This window comes from Mesorhizobium sp. C395A (assembly GCF_030323205.1).
Lineage (GTDB): Bacteria > Pseudomonadota > Alphaproteobacteria > Rhizobiales > Rhizobiaceae > Mesorhizobium.
In genome coordinates, this window is sequence record NZ_CP100473.1 from 3206791 (window position 1) to 3224036 (window position 17246).

17 protein-coding genes are annotated in these 17246 nt (G+C 63.4%); 10 read left to right on the forward strand and 7 right to left on the reverse strand.

Annotated features, from left to right (window positions below; genetic code table 11):
- Positions 1–58 precede the first annotated feature (58 nt).
- Positions 59–1369: a hemolysin family protein gene (locus NLY37_RS15690; protein WP_023741090.1), complete on the forward strand. Its 1311-nt coding sequence runs from the start codon at positions 59–61 to the stop codon at positions 1367–1369.
- Between the two features lie 28 nt (positions 1370–1397).
- On the opposite strand, the gene NLY37_RS15695 is transcribed toward NLY37_RS15690, so the two are convergent.
- Positions 1398–2276: a DMT family transporter gene (locus NLY37_RS15695; protein WP_023701605.1), complete on the reverse strand. Its 879-nt coding sequence runs from the start codon at positions 2274–2276 to the stop codon at positions 1398–1400.
- Positions 2277–2534: 258 nt separating this feature from the next.
- Between NLY37_RS15695 and NLY37_RS15700 the strand changes: the two genes are divergently transcribed.
- The gene (locus NLY37_RS15700; RefSeq protein WP_023724933.1) at positions 2535–3830 is read left to right on the forward strand and encodes a glucoamylase family protein; all 1296 of its coding nucleotides are present in this window, start codon (positions 2535–2537) and stop codon (positions 3828–3830) included.
- A gap of 165 nt (positions 3831–3995) precedes the next feature.
- Here NLY37_RS15700 and NLY37_RS15705 read toward each other — a convergent pair whose 3' ends face one another.
- Positions 3996–4601, reverse strand: coding sequence for an NADPH-dependent FMN reductase (locus NLY37_RS15705; protein WP_023671992.1), 606 nt, complete (start codon positions 4599–4601; stop codon positions 3996–3998).
- Positions 4602–4690: 89 nt separating this feature from the next.
- On the opposite strand from NLY37_RS15705, the gene NLY37_RS15710 reads away from it, so the two are divergent.
- Positions 4691–5059, forward strand: a complete 369-nt coding sequence (locus NLY37_RS15710; protein WP_023683744.1) for a winged helix-turn-helix transcriptional regulator — start codon at positions 4691–4693, stop codon at positions 5057–5059.
- A gap of 500 nt (positions 5060–5559) precedes the next feature.
- Here the strand turns inward: NLY37_RS15710 and NLY37_RS15715 are convergent, their stop codons facing one another.
- Positions 5560–5955: an acyl-CoA thioesterase gene (locus tag NLY37_RS15715; protein WP_023741089.1), complete on the reverse strand. Its 396-nt coding sequence runs from the start codon at positions 5953–5955 to the stop codon at positions 5560–5562.
- 223 nt (positions 5956–6178) lie between these two features.
- Between NLY37_RS15715 and NLY37_RS15720 the strand changes: the two genes are divergently transcribed.
- Genes NLY37_RS15720 through NLY37_RS15730 form a run of 3 tightly spaced genes read left to right on the forward strand, consistent with a single transcriptional unit; the run spans position 6179 to position 9920 of the window.
- Positions 6179–7795 (forward strand): GMC family oxidoreductase, encoded by a 1617-nt coding sequence (locus NLY37_RS15720; protein WP_023741088.1) that lies wholly within the window; start codon positions 6179–6181, stop codon positions 7793–7795.
- Positions 7792–9006: a mandelate racemase/muconate lactonizing enzyme family protein gene (locus NLY37_RS15725; protein WP_023741087.1), complete on the forward strand. Its 1215-nt coding sequence runs from the start codon at positions 7792–7794 to the stop codon at positions 9004–9006. Before NLY37_RS15720 ends, NLY37_RS15725 begins: the two co-directional genes overlap by 4 nt.
- On the forward strand, positions 9003–9920 hold the full coding sequence (locus NLY37_RS15730) for an NAD(P)-dependent oxidoreductase (protein WP_023683741.1): 918 nt from the start codon (positions 9003–9005) through the stop codon (positions 9918–9920). The genes NLY37_RS15725 and NLY37_RS15730 overlap by 4 nt, the downstream gene beginning before the upstream one ends.
- A gap of 92 nt (positions 9921–10012) precedes the next feature.
- Here NLY37_RS15730 and NLY37_RS15735 read toward each other — a convergent pair whose 3' ends face one another.
- Entirely contained in the window at positions 10013–10951 is a 939-nt protein-coding gene (locus NLY37_RS15735; RefSeq protein WP_023683740.1) for a diacylglycerol/lipid kinase family protein, read from the reverse strand.
- Between the two features lie 659 nt (positions 10952–11610).
- On the opposite strand from NLY37_RS15735, the gene NLY37_RS15740 reads away from it, so the two are divergent.
- Positions 11611–11847, forward strand: coding sequence for a hypothetical protein (locus NLY37_RS15740; protein ID WP_023733333.1), 237 nt, complete (start codon positions 11611–11613; stop codon positions 11845–11847).
- 118 nt (positions 11848–11965) lie between these two features.
- On the opposite strand, the gene NLY37_RS15745 is transcribed toward NLY37_RS15740, so the two are convergent.
- Positions 11966–12598, reverse strand: coding sequence for a hypothetical protein (locus NLY37_RS15745; RefSeq protein WP_023733334.1), 633 nt, complete (start codon positions 12596–12598; stop codon positions 11966–11968).
- Between the two features lie 284 nt (positions 12599–12882).
- On the opposite strand from NLY37_RS15745, the gene NLY37_RS15750 reads away from it, so the two are divergent.
- From NLY37_RS15750 to NLY37_RS15760, 3 genes are all read left to right on the forward strand, one after another.
- On the forward strand, positions 12883–13398 hold the full coding sequence (locus tag NLY37_RS15750) for a hypothetical protein (RefSeq protein ID WP_023741085.1): 516 nt from the start codon (positions 12883–12885) through the stop codon (positions 13396–13398).
- A gap of 100 nt (positions 13399–13498) precedes the next feature.
- Complete coding sequence (locus NLY37_RS15755; protein ID WP_023741084.1) at positions 13499–13993, forward strand: YegJ family protein; 495 nt, start codon at positions 13499–13501, stop codon at positions 13991–13993.
- An 11-nt stretch (positions 13994–14004) separates the two neighbouring features.
- On the forward strand, positions 14005–15006 hold the full coding sequence (locus NLY37_RS15760; protein WP_023691556.1) for a serine hydrolase domain-containing protein: 1002 nt from the start codon (positions 14005–14007) through the stop codon (positions 15004–15006).
- Positions 15007–15034: 28 nt separating this feature from the next.
- Here the strand turns inward: NLY37_RS15760 and NLY37_RS15765 are convergent, their stop codons facing one another.
- The gene (locus NLY37_RS15765) at positions 15035–16012 is read right to left on the reverse strand and encodes a DUF3137 domain-containing protein (RefSeq protein ID WP_023741083.1); all 978 of its coding nucleotides are present in this window, start codon (positions 16010–16012) and stop codon (positions 15035–15037) included.
- A 46-nt stretch (positions 16013–16058) separates the two neighbouring features.
- The gene (locus tag NLY37_RS15770) at positions 16059–17105 is read right to left on the reverse strand and encodes a CapA family protein (protein WP_023741082.1); all 1047 of its coding nucleotides are present in this window, start codon (positions 17103–17105) and stop codon (positions 16059–16061) included.
- Positions 17106–17246: the final 141 nt, after the last annotated feature.

Here is a 17246-nt window from a genome sequence, read left to right on the forward strand (position 1 = left end):
TTCCAAAAATCATCGCGGACTATTTTCCTGCGGCCCGCCGCAATGCTATTGAGCCCTGATGCTATACGTCGAAATCGCCACCGTGGTCGTCCTCATCTGTGTGAACGGCCTTCTGTCGATGTCCGAGCTCGCCATCGTGTCGTCGCGCCCGGCGCGGCTCAAGGCGATGATCGACCGGGGCGTCAATGGCGCCGGGCGTGCGCTGACGCTCGGCTCCAATCCCGGCAAATTCCTGTCGTCAGTGCAGATCGGCATCACTCTGGTCGGCGTGCTGTCGGGCGCCTTCTCCGGCGCCACGCTGGGCGACAGGCTGTCGGTGTACCTGGCCTCGACCGGCATGCGCGAAAACATCGCCGATCCGCTCGGCGTCGGCATTGTCGTTGCGATCATCACCTATTTCTCGCTGATCGTCGGCGAACTGGTGCCCAAGCAGATCGCGCTGCGCGATCCCGAGCGTGTTGCGGCCCGCGCGGCGCCTGCGATGACCATCCTCGCCACCGTCTCGGCGCCGCTGGTGTTCCTGCTCGACATTTCCGGCCGCGCCATATTGTGGTTGCTCGGCCAGCGCGGCGAGAGCGAGGAAAAAGTCACCGACGAAGAGATCAAGATGCTGGTCGCCGAGGCCGAGCACCACGGCACCATCGAATCTGACGAGCGGCGCATGATCGCCGGCGTCATGCGGCTCGGCGATCGCGCCGTGCGCGCCGTGATGACGCCGCGCACCGAGGTCGACTGGATCAATTTGCAGTCCGATGAGGGTGCCATCCGCAAGCTCTTGATGGAGACCCAGCATTCGCGCCTGCCGGCCGGCGATGGCGGCGTCGACGTCATGGTTGGCGTTGTTCAGACGCGCGACGTGCTGGCCGCCCTGCTTGCCGGCCGCGCACTCGATCCGCGCAAGCATGTGCGCGCCGCCCCCATCGTCTACGATCAGGCCGACGCGCTGGATGTGCTGCAGAAGCTGAAGGAATCCGACGTGCCGATGGCGCTGGTGCATGACGAATACGGCCATTTCGAAGGGATCGTCACGCCTGCCGACATTCTCGAGGCCATCACCGGCGTCTTCCGGGCCGATACCGACGCCGGCGACGAGGAAAACGCCGTCAAGCGCGAGGACGGCTCATGGCTGCTCGCGGGATACATGCAAGCCGACGAGATGGCTGACGTTCTCGGTATCGACCTGCCGGAAAATCGCGATTACGAGACCGTCGCCGGTTATGTGCTGTCGCACATGCACCATCTGCCGACGACCGGCGAATGCGTCGACGCGCAAGGCTGGCGTTTCGAGGTCGTCGACCTCGATGGCCGCCGCATCGACAAGCTGATCGCCACCCGGCTGCCCAGCGGCCATCGCGAAGTGGTGCGTTGACGCTCTGCCGTCAAAGCGAATAGCGCCCTCAGACCGCGGCTTCAATCGGTTCGGCAAGCTTCGGATTGGAGCGCGAGGCGATCAGGCAACTGGCCACGATCAGGGCCGCTCCAGCCAGCGTGGTCCAGGTCGCCGCCTCGTCGAAGAACAGCCAGCCAAACACGATCGCCCAGATGAAGGCGGAATACTCCGTCGGGATTAGATATTGCGCTTCGGCCCGCGCGTAGGACCAGCTCATCAGGAACTGGCCGGAGAGCGACAGCGCCGTCACCCCGGCCAGTGGAAGCCAGAGATTGCCCGGCAGGGCAACCGCGAGCCAGGGAGCGGCGGGGAGAAGGACGGCGGCAACGCACAGGTTCTGGAACAGCATGATCTCGACTGGTTTGGCTACCAGCGCCTGCCGCCGCGAGAGGATCAGATTGTAGGCGTAGAACACCGTCGATGCGAGCACCGCCACCGTGCCAAGCAGGGCATCCCCGGTATAGTTCCCTTGCCCGAACTGTCCGGCCATGATGATGACGACGCCGGCGATGCCCGCCAGCGACGCCCAGATCGCCTGGCGCTGTATGCGTTCGCCCAAAAGCAGCGCCGCCAGCAGGAGAGCGAACAGCGGCGCGACGAAACTAAGCCCGATCCCATCCGCTAGCGGCAATCTGGCAAGGCCCCAGAAGAACGACAGCAGAACGATGCCCACGATCACGGCGCGCAGCGCGTGTAGCCGCAGCACGGAAGGCGTGGGAAGGGAACGCGGCCCCGCCGCCCAGGCCGTGCCCGCGACCACGCTCGCAAGCATGCTTCGCCACAGCACCGTGTTGTAGACACCGACGGCGATCACCAGGATTTTCATCGCCGCATCCATGGCGGACAGAAGGAAGATCGCAAGTGCACAGACCAGCACCGGGGTCATGGGGGAAACGACGCCTGACAGGCTGGGTGACTTCACGGGGCATGCTCATGTGATGGATCGCAGCCGGATATATCAGGGGAGGACGGCCAGGCCAGATGGCAGGGCCGTGCATATGGCGGTCCAACCGATCTTCGCAGCCCCTCGATTTGAATTCGGTGCGTCGGCAGCGCCTTTCGCTATCGGCCCCAGCCTGCCCTCACCCATGATTGATCCGCTGGAAGAATGGCAAAAGCAACCAAAGCCTCTATATCGATTGTCATGGATGCATCGAACGAACACGCGCTAAACGACGAGCTTCTCCAAGATATCCAGCGCCTGTCCTTCGAGTATTTTCTCAACGAGGCCAACCCTGCCAACGGCCTGGTCGCCGACCGCAACACGCAGGCGTCGCCTGCCAGCATAGCCGCCGTCGGGCTCGCTTTGTCGTCCTATCCCGTCGGTGTCGAGCGCGGTTTCATGACGCGCGATGCCGCAATCGAGCGGACGCTCGCCACGCTTCGCTTCTTCTGGAACGCCCCGCACGGGCCGGAGCCCGATGCCACCGGCTACAGGGGTTTCTACTATCATTTCCTCGACATGAAGACCGGCCGCCGCGTCTGGAATTGCGAACTGTCCACGATCGATACCGCCCTTTTGCTTGCCGGTGTTCTGGCCGCCGGCGCTTATTTCGACGAGGACGATGAGCTCGAACTGGAAATCCGCCAGCTTGCCGATGCGCTCTACCGCCGTGCCGACTGGCGCTGGGCGCAGAACGGCGGCGCCACCGTCACCCATGGCTGGCGGCCTGGAAAAGGCTTTCTCCGCTACCGCTGGGAAGGATTTGACGAGGCGCTGATCCTGTACGTCCTGGGTCTCGGTTCGCCGACCCACTCGCTAACTCCCGAGAGCTACGCGGCCTGGCTGTCCACTTACAAATGGAAGACCATCTACGGCCGCGAGATGGTCTATGCCGGCCCGCTTTTCATCCACCAGTTCTCGCATATCTGGATCGATTTTCGCGACATCCGCGATGCCTTCATGCGCGATCACGACCGGGACTATTTCGAAAACAGCCGCCAGGCGACGTATCTGCAGCGCGATTACGCAATCCGCAATCCGAGGGGGTTCGCGGGCTATGGCGAGAATTGCTGGGGCGTCACCGCCAGCGACGGCCCAGGTCCGATCGCGCGGCGAGCCGATGGACGCCGCTTCTTCGGTTATCTCGCCCGCGGCGCACCGTTTGGCCCCGATGACGGCACGCTGTCGCCATGGGCGGCAATCGCCTCCTTGCCTTTTGCGCCGGAAATCGTGCTGCCGGCGCTGCGCCATTTCCACGAGATGGACCTGCGCGACGGCAACCCTTACGGCTTCACCGCGAGCTTCAACCCGACGATCGCTGCCGACGACGGCCGCGCCTGCGGTTGGGTATCGCCGGACCATGTCGGCATCAACCAGGGGCCGATCGCCCTGATGATCGAGAACTACCGGTCCGACTTCCTGTGGCGATTGATGCGCCGCGTGCCGGCCATCACCACAGGACTGCGCCGGGCCGGGTTTTCCGGCGGTTGGCTGTGACAGGCGGCGATCCTTCGCGCGGGATCGTCAAGGCATCAGCGCGACCTTGCCGGTCCGACTCCACCATCCGGCCAAGGGAGCCGAGAGCGCCTCTTCACGTGAATGAAAAAGGGCGGCGCAAACGCCGCCCTTTGGAAAAATCATCGGTCCTTGGGAGGATAAGGCTCAGGCCGCCTGGGCTTCGCCGGCAATCGCGTCGGCCTGACGCGCTGCCTTGAGCACGCGGGCCCACCAGGCAACGTCGTTGACCAGCGCCGTGGCAGCCTGGTTCAGATGCTCGATCTCCTCGAGCTTCTTCTCGCCCTGGCGCACCGCCAGGAAATCGCTCCAGGCAATGTGAACGGCGGATTTGACCGGCGCCATCTGCAATTCGACCGCGGCAAGACGCAAATGTTCGACAGCGCGCGAGCCGCCGACGCTGCCATAGCCGACGAAACCGGCCGGCTTCTTGTTCCATTCATTGGCGGCGTAATCGATGGCGTTCTTCAGCACGGCCGTCGGGCCATGGTTGTATTCGGCGGCGGTGAAGATGAAGCCGTCGAATTCGGCGACCTTCTTTTGCCAGCGCTGGGCAACTTCGTTCTGCGACGGCGCCCAGGCGGACGAGGCGACCTCGTCGAAGAAGGGCAGCGGCCAGTCGCGCAGGTCGACGGTCTCGACGTCGATGTCGGCATGGGATTTCGCGATCTTGGCGATCCACTGGGCGGGCACATCGGCGAAACGCGCGGCGCGTGTCGAACCGACGACGATGGCGATTTTGGGCTTGGACATGGGGCTCTCCATATATGCAAAAGCTGGTATCGTTTGGATACCGGCGCTATATGAGATACTGACAAATGGCAGCGCAAGGAGGCACCGTTATGTTACTGAGGCACCCGCACAACACCGAAGACTGCCGCGCCGTCTCGGAAATCCTGCAGCGCGTCGGCGACAAATGGACCGTTCTGGTCGTCGGCAAGCTGGGCGGCGGACCGCTGCGTTTCAATGAGTTGCGCGCCGCTGTCGGCGGCATTTCGCAGAAGATGCTGACCACCACCTTGCGCGGTCTTGAGCGCGACGGCTTCGTCACCCGAACCGTGTTCCCGACCATCCCGCCACGCGTCGACTATGAGCTGACGGAGCTCGGCCATGAGCTGCTGGTGCCGGTCGGCGCGCTCGGCGAATGGGCGCGGAAGAACACCTCGCGGGTCCAGGCGGCGCGTGAAAGATTCGATGGCGTGCACGCCTGAAAACCGTTGCTCAGCAATAGTTTACGGATTTTGCCGTCCACGACGCGTACCCGGGTTTAACTGGATCCGCCCTTGCATCGTTGGTCACGCCATGGCGACATAGCTGCAGCGTTCCGTTCGCCGGCGCATCATCATTTTGAGGCTGACGAGGTCTTCCGCTGACGGGCCCTCAGGCCTTTGACGCAGGGTTGCTGCAACACACTGCGCCGCACGTCTCTACCCTTGCAGACCGCTGGGCAGTCCGCTCGTTGCCAACGGTCCGGTCGTGCGTGCAGGCAACGCTTGGAAGCTCTTTCCTGATCTCGGTATAAGCGGTCGTGCCAAGCAGGCAGATCACCGCGACGAGGGCCGCCACGAGCCAGCCGTTCAGCATGTGTTGACGCATTGTCTTCCCTCCGCCGCCCGCAGAATCGGATGTGAAGGCAACCATTGGATGTCGCGCAGCGCATCGCCCGCGCGGGGGATGTTACATAAGCGCAAGCTTGGCAGAATCGACGATGTCAACTTTCGGTTGGAATCGGCTTCGGCTTGCCGTCGCTATCCAGCGCCACCATGACGAAATCGGCGTAGGTGACCTTCTCCATCAGGTCGGAGAGGTAGCGTTGCGCCCAGGCCTCGACCTTGAGCGTCATGGAGGTGCGGCCGACGCGCTCGACATGGGTGTAGATGCACAGCGTGTCGCCGATCTTCATCGCCTTGGCGAAGGACATTTCCTTGACCGCCGCCGTCACCACGCGGCCCTTGGCCCGCTCGGCCGCACGGATGCCGCAGGCAAGATCCATCTGCGCCATCACCCAGCCGCCAAAGATGTCGCCGGCCGCATTTGCATCGGCCGGCATGGCGAGCGTACGCAAGGTCAGATCACCGATCGGCCGTCCGTCCGCGTAATGCACCATCCGAGATTCCCCTGAAGCGATAGCCCTTGATCCCGTAGCGTCATGGACCCAAGAGGTCAACGCGACGGGCGAGGCTCCCGGCGCAATGTCGGTTCCATGGTGGCTTTTCCGACCAGGCGTCTCACGGTCGCTTTTTTCACAAGCCATGCCGGAAGCCGCAGGGGCGCGGCCAAGCCGTCGCGGATAGGCTGCGCTCAGTTTTGCGGAGCCGCCAACACCAATCATGCAGACCTATGACTTCATCATCGTCGGCTCCGGCTCAGCCGGATCGGTTCTCGCCGACAGGCTGTCGGCTTCCGGCCGTTACTCCGTGCTGGTGCTGGAAGCCGGCGGCAGCGACCGCCGCTTCTATGTCCAGATGCCGCTTGGCTACGGCAAGACTTTCTTCGACCCCGCGGTCAACTGGAACTACAAGCCCGAGCCGGACCCCGGCCTTGCCGGCAATGTCGACCATTGGCCGCGCGGCAAGCTGCTTGGCGGCTCAAGCTCGATCAACGCCATGGTCTGGATCCGAGGCGCGCGCGAGGATTTTGATGACTGGCGCGATGCCGGAAATCCCGGTTGGGGCTATGACGATCTGTTGCCGGGCTTCAAGGCGCTTGAGGACAATGAGGCCGGCGCCGACAGATGGCGCGGCACCGGCGGGCCGCTGCATATCACCGACACGACGAACGCCGTCCATCCGCTGACCAGGCGCTACCTCGCAGCCGGCCAGCAGGCTGGGCTGCCGCTCAACCCTGACTTCAACGGCGCCGCCCAGGAAGGCGTCGGCGTCTACCAGATCTCGACCAGGAATGGCCGCCGCATGTCGGCCGCGCGCGCCTTCCTGCGCCCGGCGATGAAGCGCGCGAATGTGCGCGTCGAAGCCAATGCGCTGGCGACCAGAATCCTGTTCGAGGGCAAGCGAGCCGTCGGCATCGAATATCTGCAGAACGGCGAGACCAAGACGGCGCGGGCCGGCCGCGAGGTGATCCTGTCCGCCGGTTCGATCAACTCGCCGCAGCTGCTGCAACTGTCCGGCGTCGGCCCCTCGTCACTGCTCAAGGGGCTTGGCATCCCGGTCGTCCACGGCAACGAAAATGTCGGCGCGCATCTGCAGGACCATGTCGGCATCAACTATACCTTCAAGGGAAACGTGCCGACGCTCAACCAAATCCTGCGGCCCTGGTGGGGCAAGCTGCTGGTCGGCATGCGGTACATCCTCACCCGCTCCGGCCCGCTGTCGCTGTCGATGAACCATGGCGGCGGCTTCTTCCGAACCGACCTGGCGTTTTCGCGCCCCAACATGCAGCTTTATTTCCAGGCTTTCTCGACCGTCATTCCGAAGAGCGGCGAGCGGCCGATCCTGACGCCGGATCCGTGGCCGGGCTTTTCCATCGGCCTCTCCAACTGCCGCCCGTCCAGCCGCGGCGAGATCATGATCCGCTCCAGCAATCCGCTGGACTATCCCAGGATCGTCGCCAACGCCTATTCCACCAACGCCGATGTCGACGAGATGCTGGCGGCGGTGAAATTCGTGCGCAAGATAGCCTCGATGCCCGCCATGGCCGAGATCATCACTGAGGAGGTTTTGCCGGGCCCATCGATCCAATCGGATGCCGATCTGATCCAGGATTTCAGGAAGCGCTCAGGCACCGTCTATCACCCGGTCTCGACGTGCCGCATGGGGCCGGGCGCCGGGGCCGCCGTCGTCGACCCGCGCCTGAAAGTGCACGGGCTCGCAGGTCTGCGTGTCATCGACGCCTCGATCTTTCCCGCCAACATCACCGGCAACACCAACGCCGCCTCGGTCATGACCGGATGGAAGGGCGCCGAACTGGTTCTGGAGGACCAAAAATGAAGATCACCGACGTCAAGACCTGGGTAGTCGGCAACCCGCCGCCCGGCATCGGCGGCAAGTATTTCATCTTCGTCAAGCTGACCACCGATAGCGGCGTCGTCGGTTACGGCGAGGCCTACAACGCCACCTTCTCGGCTCACATAACAGCGAAGCTGGTCGAGGACATGGCCGAGCGTTACCTGATCGGCCACGATCCGCATGACATCGAGACCTTCTTCCGCCGCGCCTATTCCTCAGGATTTACCCAGCGCCCCGACGTTACCGGCATGGGCTGTTTCTCGGCGCTGGAAATGGCCTGCTGGGACATTGTCGGCAAGGAAGCCGACAAGCCGGTCTACAAACTGCTCGGCGGCCAGGTGCACGAGACGCTGCGCTCCTACACCTATCTCTATCCGCACACCGGCAGCGTCCATTCGGAGGACGCGCCGGACGGCCGGAACGTCTACAATGACCCCGAATTGGCGGCCGCCTGCGCGCTCGAATATGTCGAGCAGGGGTTCAACGCCGTCAAGCTCGACCCGGCAGGCCCCTACACCGCCTTCGACGGCCACCAGCCGCGCCTGATCGACATCGATGTCTCCACCCGCATGGTCAAGGCGATCCGCGAAGCCGTCGGCACCCGCGCCGATATTCTGTTCGGCACGCATGGCCAGTTCACCGCATCGGGTGCGCTGCGCATGGCACGCGCCATCGAGCCCTACGATCCCTTGTGGTTCGAAGAGCCGGTGCCGCCCGACATGCCCGAAGTGATGGCTCAGGTGGCGCGAGGCACGTCGATCCCGATCGCCACCGGCGAGCGGTTGACGACCAAGTTCGAATTCGCCCGAATCATCGAGAACCGCGCCGCCACCATCCTGCAACCGGACCTTGGCCGTTCCGGCGGCATTCTCGAAACCAAGAAGATCGCCGCCATCGCCGAGGCATACCACATCCAGATCGCGCCGCACTGCTATTGTGGGCCGATCGTTGGGGCCGCCAACATCCAGCTGGCGGTGACGCTGCCCAATTTCCTCATCCTGGAATCGCTGAAGCAGTGGGACGGCTTCCACGCGACACTGCTCAAGAAGAAGATCGAATGGCAGGACGGCAATGTCATTCCGTCGAAGGAGCCGGGCCTCGGCGTCGAGCTGGACGAAGCGGTCTGCGACGCGCATCCCTACACCGGCAAGGACCTGCATTTGCAGATGATGCAAACGCCGCTGATGCCGTGAGCGAACGCTACGCCTTCATCGGCCTTGGCCATCTCGGCGGCAACCTTGCCGCCAGCCTGTTGCGCAACGGTTTTGTCGTCATCGTCTTCGACCGCGACCCCGCCGCCGTCGAGCGCCTCGTGGCGCTCGGCGCCACGGCCGCGACCAGCCCGGCCGAAGCGGCGGCACAGGCCGGCAATGCCATTACTTGCCTGCCCTCGCCCAAGGTCAGCGAAGCGGTGCTGGCTAATGCCGGCGGCCTGCTCGAGGGTCTGCCCAGGGGCGGCTCCTGGATCGAGATGTCGACCAACGGCCGCGACGAGATCCTGCGCCTCGCCGCCCTCGCCGCGGCCAAAGGCATCGAGACGCTGGAGTGCCCGGTCACCGGCGGCGTGCATCTGGCCGCGGTCGGAAAGATCACCGCGCTTGTCGGCGGCGATGCTGCGCTTTACGAGCGCCATCGTCCGGCCATCGAAGCGATGTGCGCAAAGTCGTTCCTGATGGGTCCGGTCGGCTCCGCGGCGGTGATCAAGGTGATCACCAACATGCTGGCCTTCATCCATCTCGTCGCCGCCGGCGAGGCGCTGATGTTGGCCAAGCAAGGCGGCCTCGACCTCGCGCAATCCTACCACGCCATCGTCGCCTCCTCCGGCAACAGCTTCGTCCATGAGACCGAAAGCCAGCTCATCCTCAACGGCTCCTACGACATTGGCTTCACCATGGACCTGGCACTGAAGGACCTCGGCTTTGCGCTTGCGATGGGCAGGGAGTTCAGACTGCCACTCCAACTGGCGCCGCTTGTGAGTGAGATTTTCCTGATGGGCAAACAGGAATATGGCGGCGGCGCCTGGTCGACCCAGATCGTCAAACTGCTCGAGGATGCCGTCGACATGGATCTGCGCGCGCCCGGTTTCCCAGCCAAGCTGGAAAGCTAAGCCGGGTAAATATGTCCTGCGATTTCAGGCCTTTGGCCGGTTCGCCGGAATCGCCGCTCAAACCACCTGAATCAATCCCTCAACGCCTTGATTCAATATCTCAGCGTCAGCGCTCCGGGCAGGATCTCAAACGTCGCGGGTATACGCCCCGGCGACTCGCCATCTATGTCGACCAGCGCGCCGTTCTTCTCGACATCGCCGATAGGTTCGACCACCACTTTCCGGCCACGCAATATGGTGATGGCCGGATGGTTGCGGTGCCGGCCGCCATAGAGCAGCCGAATATCCCAGATCAGCTTCAGCTTGCCGGCCGCGCGCAGGATGACGATGTCGAACTGGCCGTCGGCGAGTTCGGCGTCCGGGGCGATCATCATGCCGCCGCCGAAGAACTTTCCGTTGGCGACCGCCACCAGCGCCATGCGCGCCTCGACCGGGGTGCCATCGTCGACGGTGATCCTGACGTCCTGGAAGCGGTAGCGGATGAACTCGACCACGGTGCGCCAGAAAAACAGCGCCTTGGCCGACATCCTGCCCTTGCGCTTGTCGGCATTGACCGCACGGTCCGTGGCGCCGGATAGGCCGAGGCTGGCGATATTGATGAAGTGCCGGCTGGCCAGCGCGCCATGGTCGTCGATGTAGCAGATGCGCCCTGCATCGACCTTGCGCGCCTTGGCTTCGGCGATCCGCTTCAGCACCGCATCCACCTCTTTCGGCAGCCCGAGCCCGCGCGCGAAATCGATGCCGGTGCCGCAAGGCAGCAAGGCAAGTTCGGTTGTCCGGCCGCTCTCATCGAAAGCCTGCAGCAATCCGTCGGCCACTTCGCTGGCGGTGCCGTCGCCGCCGGCCGCGATCACCAGCTCGAAGCCGCTTGCCGCGAGGTCGAGCGCCAGCCTTTCGGCGTCGCCCTCGGCCTGCGTCTCGCGCAGCTCGAATTCGCCGAAATGCTTTTTCAGCGAAGCAGCCACCTCCGGCCAATGCCGTTTCAGCCGGCCGCCGCCGGCAATCGGATTGAGCACCACCCCGACTTTCAATGCGCACCCTCCCCGCACCGAGCCGATAGGCTCGATGCTTTGCCTGCATTGAAGCCCGCGCCAGCCGGCGGAGCAAGGGGCACAGCCGATCAGGCGCCAAAAAGCGGGCGGGCTGTCTAATGCAGCTGGAGTCGAAATTCCGAGCTTTGTGGCAAACCGTCCCCGATAATCCCGTTATCCACAGGCTCACGCCCATTCCCCAAAACCCTTACCCGGCGTAAGTTTAACTCATCTCAGGCGGCTACCGATCGCCACGCCGAAAGGCAAAGCGAAAAGGCGGATTTCCTGAGGCCCGTACGGCCCGAAGCGAGAGCAGGCTTGCTTGTTCGAGGGACGGATGCCGAGACCTACGGGGCCGCGGAAAGCGTGCGAACGCCAACGGCGGACCGATGCTGCCATGAAGGACGGCGAAAACCTTCGATGGCGCGCCGAACGAAGCTCGCAAGGGTGGAGAACGGCGTGGTCTGGAACGGGCACTGCCTTCGGGCGGTGACTGGCAGGACCGTCAAAATCAAGGCCGGCATGGCGCGACGACTTTGCGGAAGTTGCTGCCGCGACCGTGTCCTGATCTGACAGGGAGGCGCTGGGAGAAATCCCGGCGCCGACTGTCTTTTGGGCCAAGGTCCGGTCGGCGAAGCGACGCGTAAGAAGCCGATACTTTGCTGGAACGAGATTTCGGCGCTGACGGAACCATCTTCATCACCAGGCGCGATCAGCAATTCACCGACATGATCCCGCGCCTGATCGACAGAGGCGTGTCCTTCGTCGAGATCGGTGGCAATGACGCGATCATGCTCACCGTGCTTTCGGCGGCAGACTTCGCTCCGCCCGAAGGCGCCCGGGCGCTGTTCAGCCAACCGTTCCGATCGATCCGGCCACCCGTCGCACCGGGCTGATCGTCGCCGTGCGCAAGCTGCACATCGTGCTGCCGGCGCTGTTCGAAGCAGGCGCGAGGCTGGAGCGCGTCTACAACTGAAGCCGCGCCCTGCACCGCGGCCTGCCCGGCGGGCCAAGCTACTTCTTCGGGCCGATGCCCGGGATCAAATTGAGGCCAGCGTTTATATATTCCGGCCGTATGGCGCCGCTGATGAGCGTGAAGGTGGCGAGCATGATGCTGGCCAGCGCACCGTCATGCCATGGCCTGAGGGCCAGCGCGTTGACGGCATAGGCCCAGAATGGGAAGGCGAGCATCGACATGACGATGTTGGCTCCCGGAGCCTCCGCATTGTCGGCTGAATCGCTGACCGATTTCAGATACACCGGCGTCATCGCCAGCGCGACGATCAACATGATCCATGAAATGGTCCAGACGCTGATACCGGCCATTTCAATCTTATAGATGGCTGCCTGCACCTTACCCGGAATGTCCCCCGGATTGCCTTTGGTCTCTTCCGCCACCGCATCGGTCAACGCCTTGGCAACCGGCTGCTCAGTGGCATTGACCAGGATGGAGTTGACGAAGATGAAAAATGCCACGACTTCGGCAGGCACGTACTTCGCAACCCGGTCGAGATAGCCATCGCCGCCTTTCGATCCTTGATCTTCTTGCTTGTCATCGTCGACGCCGAGCGGAGCATCGCCTGGAATACCCTCGAGCGTTGATTCCCTTTTCGGCACAGGCTCGGCGGACCGGACAATTCTTCCCATGACAAACCCCTCCTATATTGTTGTATCGCCCCGTGAGTATCGTAGTAGAAAACCGGGCCAAGAAACAGTTGTCGCGGCCATAGCCGACAAGATTTATTCAGGCTTCTTACTGCAAATGCATCACGCCCCCGCCCTATTGCTACCGGGTGTCTCGAAATCCACCTGTAGTGAGCGGTACCCAAAAACGCATCCCCCGGCTCATCGCGTGATCGCGGCCAAAATCCCGCCTTGTTCGCGCGCGATGGAAGGACTGGCTGCCGGGGGGCAATCCGAAGGACAAGACCGTGCTCAAGACCGCCCTTGTCGCCATGACCATTGTCGGCTGCGACTGCGACGCCAAGCTTTGCGAATATATCGGCGAGACGCCGGCGAAGTGGGCGACCATCGCCGACTGCGAAGCGGCGATGAAAAGCCAGATGCTGCACCAGAAGAACTTCGACTATCCGCTGGTCTCCGGCATATGCCGCAGCAAGGGGTCGGCGTCTTCTTCGCAACTGGCGGCGGCCGCATCCCGCCCGGAACTGAAGCCGGCCAGCCGGAATGTCCAAACCCCGTTGCCGCCGGAACTGAGCCATCGGCCGAGCGTTTCCGTCGGCTCCCCGACGACGGCCATGGAGGCAGCAGCGGCACGGCCGGTCGCCTACGAGCAAGTGGTCGATGGCGGAACAGGCGTGCTCTACCGCACCAGGAACGGCTACGCCGTTGTCAAGACAGATCTCGGCCGCGTCGCGTCGGCAACGGTCGGCATTGCCAAGCGGTCCGCGAACTGGCTGGCAGGGCTGGTGCCGAGCGGGTTGTGAGCGGCCTGCCGTTCGGACCATACCACGCTGTCGCACTGCCGTTGAAAACTCCAGATAGATGCATGATGGTGTCAGCATCGACACGCAGGAGCGCCATTTCATGAAGCATGCAGTTCGAACCGTGTTGTCCCTGGTGCTGGCCTTGGCGCCGATTCCGGCCGGTGCGCAGGATTCCGGCCAGGGCGGCGACAAGGTTGTAGGCGTCGCCAGGGACGATCCGGACATGGCGGCGGCCATTGCGCAGGCGCGCGCCAGCCTCGATGAATTCCTGTCCTTGTCGGATGCGCCGCCAGCCGGGACAACCAGCTACAAATTGAAAGTCGAGGTCAGGGACGGAGACGCCTCGGAGCATTTCTGGATCATCCCCTTCCACAAGACCTCGACCGGATTTGCAGGAACATTGGCCAATGAGCCGCAAGCGGTGCACAATGTCGTGGCCGGCCAGGAACTCGAATTCAACCGGGACGATATTTCCGACTGGGGCTACACCAAAAACGGTCGCCAGGTCGGCAGCTTCACCGTCTGCGTGATGTTCAAGACGATGGCGCAAGAAGATGTCGAATATTATCGCCAGAACTACGGCTTCGACTGCTGAGGCGCGGCAACATGAAAGGGGCTGAATATCCCGGCGAAAAATGGAACGTCGTATCGGCGGCCGATGCCGGATGGAACGTCGATCTCCTCGCCGAGGCGAAAGCAGCGGCACGGCAATTTGGTTCGATAGCGTCTGTGGCCATCCATCGCGGATCTGTCGTCGCATCCAGCGGTTCGGCCTCGAAAAAAGTCGTCATCCGCTCGGTCCGCAAAAGCCTGCTGAGCGCTCTAATCGGCATCGAGGTCAAGCGCGGACGCATTCGTCTGGACAACACGCTGGGCGAGCTCGGCATCGATGATGTCGCGCCGTCGTTGAGCGAAGCCGAAAAGCAGGCAACAGTCGGCGATCTCATCAAGGCTCGGTCCGGGATTTACCACCCGGCGCTCGCCGAATCCGAACAGATGAAAGCCGACCGGCCCGTCCGCGGCAGCCACCCCAGGGACAGCCACTGGTATTACAACAATTGGGACTTCAACGCCCTTGGCACCATCTATGAGAGGGCAACCGGCCGCTCCGTTTTTGACGGCTTCCATGCCGACATCGCCGTCCCGCTCGGCATGCAGGATTTTCACCCTGACGACGGCGCGTATTTGCGCGGCCCCGAATCGGAGCACCCCGCCTATCATTTTCGCATGACCGCGCGCGATCTTGCCCGATTCGGCCTTCTGTACCTGCGCAAAGGCAGCTGGCGCGGCACGGAGATCGTGCCGCGGGCGTGGATCGAAGACAGCACAAAGGCTTATTCGATCACTCCAGACGGAAGCGGCTATGGTTACATGTGGTGGACTACCGGCCGTGATGGCGAAGCCCAGTCCGAAGCCACCGTTCTTCGCAATGCGGATTTGCCCAGGGTTCGCTATTTCGCCCATGGCGGTTTCGGTCAGATGATCGGCGTCTTGCCGGCAGCCGAACTGGTAGTCGTCAACCTCGCGGTCAGCCGCTCCAGATCCGCCGAGGAGCAGCGCAGGCTCGGCGATATTGTCCGCCTTGTCGCGAGAGCCGCACCCGGATGAATGGCGGCTTGTTGCAATCGGGAACTGCCTAGCTTGCGGCCGCCTCGCCATCCGTCGCGCCGATCTTGCGCACCAGCGCCGCGGTCGCCAGGATCGCGCCCATATCGGCGATCATCGGGGCGATGTGCTTGGTGTAATCGAGTGGCACGGAAATGGCGGGCAGTTCGAAGAAATTCTTCGGCTGCGGCAAGAGCAGGAAACCATCGCTGCCATTAAGTGCCACCCGCGCCGGATCATCGCGCCATGTCTCGTGCAGCCATTTCAGCGCCTGCGCCAACCGGCCGCTCACCAGCGGCTGCGCGGCGGCGACATTGTCAGTGCGAAATTCGTAGTCGCCGTCGAGCAGCGGATCGCCGCTGGACAGTTCCTGCATCTTGCCGGCGAAGATGCCGCGGAAGAAACCGACCACCGCGTTGCTGCGGCGCGTCGCGACCAATATGCCGGGGAACGGCGCGATCGTCTCGAACGCAACGATGACGCCCTTGAAGACCGTCGACGAGCCTTTGCCCGAACCTTGGCGCAACTCCGCCTCGTAGAGCTCGAACGGAAAATCCTCGTAGCGGCCTGACACGATGTCGTCGAAGCTCTGCCGGTTGAAGGCGCCGACCACGGCGCGCGGCAGCCGGTCGAAGGAATTCGGCGTCACGCTGTGCTGATAGCGCACATCCCTGATGAAGCCGAAGATGATCGGCAGCAGCGTGTCACGGAACGATTGCTGCAGCCGCGTCGCCGGCCTGATCGCCAGGAAGTACAGCAGCAGCGCCGCGAAGAAACCGCCGACATAGAGGAACACATGCGGCGTCGAGAACCATTGCTCGTTCAAGTCGGCGACCTTGTTGAACAGCCAGGCCACCAGCACGACAAAAACCAGCAGCAGCCCCAGAAACACCGGCACCCGCCAGCGCACCTGGCGGCAGGCCGAAGCCCGTCCAGCCTCATAGATCTCGATATTCTTCCTGATGCCGGCGACCACCGCTTCATCAGGCATGAACTCAGCTGCTTCCATCGCCCCCTCGCAAAGTCCTATTATACCTATGATAACGGGAAAGTTGTCAGTCGCCAAAGATCGCCTTCAGCCTGGCCTGGACCTTGCCCTTCATCCGGCCAGTCAGCGCCTCGACCGGAACCAGCCGCTCATGCCCGCCTGCGCGCAGCCGCATGAAGGGATGCATCCGGTACCCGGCGATCGCACCGCGCATGCCGAGATCTGCGCTGACATCGACGACGAAAATGCCGGCGATGCGGCCGGGCCAGGGCTGCCGCGCCAGCGCCGTGCCGAGGAAGTCGCCAAGCCCGTAAGCCACGAGCGTCTTGCCGACCCATTGCACCGGCTGCACGACATGGGCGTGGTGCCCGGCAATCAGCCCCACGCCGTGACCGGCCAGCAACCTCGCCAGCGTTTGCGTTTGCGGCTGCGGAAAATGCCGGAACTCCCAGTCCCAGTGCGGCACCGCACAGGTGAGATCGATGTTCTTGTCGGCCGCGCCTCTCGGCCATGCCGCCGGATCGCCTTGCATCGAGACAAGCTCGGTGAATGGCCCGGCGTCACCATTGCGCCACAGTGTGAAGGCGGCAAAGCCGATCGTCAGCGGCCCGGCCTTGACCTGCTCGACCGGCCCTTTTTTCGCGGTGCCGATGGTGCGGATGCCAAGCCGCTTCAGCGCCGCAGCCGTCTCGTCGAAACCGGCGACGCCCTGGTCGAGCACATGGTTGTTGGCCAGCGACAGCACGAGCTTTTCACGCGCGATGCCTACGGCGGCAAGCGCCGCGGCAAGAAACCGCTCGCTCATCGCATGGTGAGTGCCAAGCCGCGTGCCAAACGCCACGCTCGGCCGCTCGACGACCGGACTTTCGCAATTGCCGATCACCAGATCGGCTGAGCCCAAGAGCTTTGCGATTTCCGGATCGCACTCCGGCGCACTACGGTTGGCCACCGCCGAAATATCGCCGACAAAGGCCAGCCGCACCTTCCGCCCCGGCGGCGGATCGATGATCGTCGTCGCCGCCCTCGGTGCGAAATCCCTGACATCGCCGCCGAGAGATGGTTTCAGGAAGCGCGGCAGCCATGACAGTTTGTAGGAAAGCGGATAATTCGACACGCGACGCCCAATCGTTTGCCCAATCGGTTAGCTTGTGTAGACGGTCTGCCCGGGAAGTGTCGACCGTCAGTCCTTGAAACACTGCCGCCGGCAGACACGGCGCCAAATGCGTGTAATGTCTGCGCATCGCATAGTGGAGGG

Coding starts and splice junctions, on each gene's coding strand:
- NLY37_RS15690 (WP_023741090.1), top strand. CDS start 59: ATGCTATACGTCGAAATCGCCACCGTGGTCGTCCTCATCTGTGTGAAC.
- NLY37_RS15695 (WP_023701605.1), bottom strand. CDS start 2,276: ATGACCCCGGTGCTGGTCTGTGCACTTGCGATCTTCCTTCTGTCCGCC.
- NLY37_RS15700 (WP_023724933.1), top strand. CDS start 2,535: ATGGATGCATCGAACGAACACGCGCTAAACGACGAGCTTCTCCAAGAT.
- NLY37_RS15705 (WP_023671992.1), bottom strand. CDS start 4,601: ATGTCCAAGCCCAAAATCGCCATCGTCGTCGGTTCGACACGCGCCGCG.
- NLY37_RS15710 (WP_023683744.1), top strand. CDS start 4,691: ATGTTACTGAGGCACCCGCACAACACCGAAGACTGCCGCGCCGTCTCG.
- NLY37_RS15715 (WP_023741089.1), bottom strand. CDS start 5,955: ATGGTGCATTACGCGGACGGACGGCCGATCGGTGATCTGACCTTGCGT.
- NLY37_RS15720 (WP_023741088.1), top strand. CDS start 6,179: ATGCAGACCTATGACTTCATCATCGTCGGCTCCGGCTCAGCCGGATCG.
- NLY37_RS15725 (WP_023741087.1), top strand. CDS start 7,792: ATGAAGATCACCGACGTCAAGACCTGGGTAGTCGGCAACCCGCCGCCC.
- NLY37_RS15745 (WP_023733334.1), bottom strand. CDS start 12,598: ATGGGAAGAATTGTCCGGTCCGCCGAGCCTGTGCCGAAAAGGGAATCA.
- NLY37_RS15755 (WP_023741084.1), top strand. CDS start 13,499: ATGAAGCATGCAGTTCGAACCGTGTTGTCCCTGGTGCTGGCCTTGGCG.
- NLY37_RS15760 (WP_023691556.1), top strand. CDS start 14,005: ATGAAAGGGGCTGAATATCCCGGCGAAAAATGGAACGTCGTATCGGCG.
- NLY37_RS15765 (WP_023741083.1), bottom strand. CDS start 16,012: ATGGAAGCAGCTGAGTTCATGCCTGATGAAGCGGTGGTCGCCGGCATC.